Annotated in this window: 2 protein-coding genes; one reads left to right on the top strand and one right to left on the bottom strand. The window is 43.3% G+C overall.

Going from position 1 to position 3,000, the window contains the following annotated elements:
* Nucleotides 1–206, top strand: a 206-nt coding sequence (locus tag KGY70_20055; protein MBS3777500.1) for a hypothetical protein, incomplete at its 5' end; no start/stop codon positions are given.
* A 639-nt stretch (nt 207–845) separates the two neighbouring features.
* On the opposite strand, the gene KGY70_20050 is transcribed toward KGY70_20055, so the two are convergent.
* The gene (locus KGY70_20050; GenBank protein MBS3777499.1) at nt 846–2,822 is read right to left on the bottom strand and encodes a PAS domain S-box protein; all 1,977 of its coding nucleotides are present in this window, start codon (nt 2,820–2,822) and stop codon (nt 846–848) included.
* Between the last annotated feature and the right edge of the window lie 178 nt (nt 2,823–3,000).

The following is a 3,000-nucleotide window of genomic DNA, read 5'->3' as shown; positions in this document are numbered from 1 at the left end:
GTGGCGTGGGTCAATTAGAGTCACGAAAGAACGACGGCGCGAAAGAACGACAGCACGACAGAGCGAAAGAACGAGGGGGCGAGGACACGATAGCACGACGGATGGAAGACGGGAAGACGAGAACTGAGAAGACGAGAAAACGAAAGATCGGCAAAAAAAGCAAAGCGTTTAAGGTTTCAGGTTTGATGATCTGCGGATACAATTGAATGCCCACCAGTGACCCTTTTATTTATCTGCCAACTGTAGCTTTTCTTGTTCAAACTATCAAACTCTTTGTCAAACTCCTGTCAAACCATCCAATGACCACCAAATGACGACAAAATGCCCATCAATGACACTTTAATTTTACTAATATCTGAAGATATTCAGTGTTAGCCAACTGACTTTCAAACTTCTTTCATCCAGTTAAACCGTTCACTCATCAATAGTATTCACCGTTATCCTGCCAAATTTATCTCCGAGACGCAAACATTGCGTCTCTACTACTGTATCTCGAGCCCTGTCTCTTGCCAACTTTCTAAAAGGAGGCTACGAGGCTGAGGCGAAGGCGAAGGCGAAGAGTAGAAAGGCTACGGTCAGATTGCTAAATGGTTACATTGTCAAATTGTTGCCTTGAGCTATGACCATCAGAAGATTCTGACAAATTTTGCCAACTGCCTATTGCCTATTGCCAACTGACTTTCAAACTCCTATCAAACGCTTTGTCAAACTCCCGTCAAACAACCCAATGACCCTTGCATTCTTCTGCCAACTGAGGTATTTGGTTTGCCAACTGCCAACTGCCCTTTGCCAACTTAATTTCAACTGAATCACGATTGATATTAAAATAAGGATGGGTTCACGGCTCAAATATACTTCGCAATTTTCGCCAGCAACTTACGGGTATTGATGGGCTTGCTGATGTAGTCATCGCATCCTGCTTCTATACTTTTCGCGGCATCGCCGTACATGGCATAAGCGGTTTGGGCAATAATGGGCAGATATTTTTCGGAAGCCATTGAACGTATCTCCCTGGCCAGATCCAGGCCATAGACATCAGGCAGCTTAATGTCAAGCAAAACCATATCTATATCCGGGTGTTCCCTGAAGGTTTCCAGACCCTCCTTCCCTGTTTCGCACAAAAACAGAACCACCCCGGTGGGTTCGAGTATCTCTTTTATCAATTGCATACTGGAAAAATCGTCCTCTATGATGAGCAGGGTTTTGCCTTCCCATGAATCATCCCGGCCGCCTTTTTCTTCGGGAACTTTTGTATCCTCAGCTTTTCGTTTTTTATAGGGTATTGTAAAGTAAAAGGTACTGCCCGCATTTTTTCCGGATTCAACCCATATTTCACCCCCAAGCATTTCAATAAGCGATTTGGAGATGGACAAACCAAGGCCGGTACCCCCGTATTTTCTGGCTACCGATTCATCGGCCTGACTGAACCGTTCGAAAATTTTTTCCTGTTTGTCCTTCGGAATGCCGACACCCGTATCCTTTACATAACAAAGCAGTGTTTTTTCATCCTTCTTTTCGTATCCAAACGCAATGGTGCCCTTTTCTGTATATTTCAAAGCATTGGACAGCAGATTGGAAAAAATCTGCTCCAGCCGCTTCGGGTCTGAATAAATGTAGCTGTCAACATCTTTCAACCCTTTATTTAGCCTGAAATCAAGGTGGGATTTTCCTTCATGCTCCATTTTAACCTGAATAGAACTGTAAAGCTCGGATAAAAGACGATTCAGCGAAAAAGTCTTCTCCTCCAGGCTGACCTGATTGGCATCTATCTTGGACAGGTCAACGATGTCGTTAATAAGCTGCAAAAGCAAATTTGAACGGTTCCGGATAATATCCAGATACTTGTTTTGCTTATCATCAGCAACCTGTTTGTTGCTCAGCAATTGCGCAAATCCCATTATGGCATTCAACGGAGTTCGTATTTCATGGGACATATTGGCCAGAAAAGCAGACTTCAGCCGGTCGCTCTCTTCGGCTTTTTCCTTTGCCTTTTTCAATGCTTCTTCTGTGATTTTACGCTGCGTAACATCCCAGAAAAAGGAGCGGGTTCCTGTAATGTTGTTTCCATTGCTAAGGGGAACAGCATCCACTTCCAGATGGATAACGGAACCGTTCTTTCTGACTCCCCTGAATTCATAGTTTGAAGGAACATCCCTGCCCTGCAGGCGCCCGTTGTGATACTGCATGACCTTATCCAGATCATCGGTATGCACAATTGAAGGGATGGACCGGTGTTTGATCTCCTCGTAAGAATATCCGAACAGTTCAGCAAATTTATGGTTGAAATATTGAAAATTTCCCTCCCTGTCATCTATCAAAACACCTACTCCGGCTTTCTCCACCAGATTCTTATATCGCTCCTCGGATTCCTGCAAGGCTTCTTCCGTCTGTTTCTTCTCGGTGATGTCTTCCGCAGAACACACCACATATTCCACATGTCCATATTTATCCAGCTTTGGATTTTTTACTATGGAAAGCAACCTACACTCGCCAGATGCGTTGGGCACCCATTCTTCGGTTTGAATTGACTTCCCGATAGAAAATACTTCCCGGTTTCCCTGAATGCAAATTTCTGCAACATCTTTGGGATAAACATCATACAGATCCTGAAAAGACATCTCCTCCGGTGTGGTTCCGTTGAAATCGGCATGGGCTTTATTGACAGCCCCATAGGTCTGTTCATCCGCAAGATACCAAACCTGTGTGGGTATATTATCCAGGAGAATGCGCAGTTCCCCGTTTTCCTTTAAGGCATGAACCTGTTGCTCCAACCTGTCCTTTTCTTTTTTTAATGCTTCGTATGTAGGCTTATTTTGTTTCATACAAAGCAATATTACAAAAAATATACCTGTTTCTTCAAACCGGAAATGCAATTTAATTTTGAGAACGATACCTATCATCAGGTCATGAAAAATTTGTTTGTAGCTAAAGCTGCGGTAAGAATAATGCAGGTTAGAATTTAAATTGCAGCAAAACTTTGCTAAAAAACACAATTTTTAG

The sequence above is a fragment of the Bacteroidales bacterium genome (assembly GCA_018334875.1).
GTDB lineage: Bacteria > Bacteroidota > Bacteroidia > Bacteroidales > UBA12077 > JAGXLC01.
This window is presented reverse-complemented; position numbering and strand designations above follow the sequence as displayed.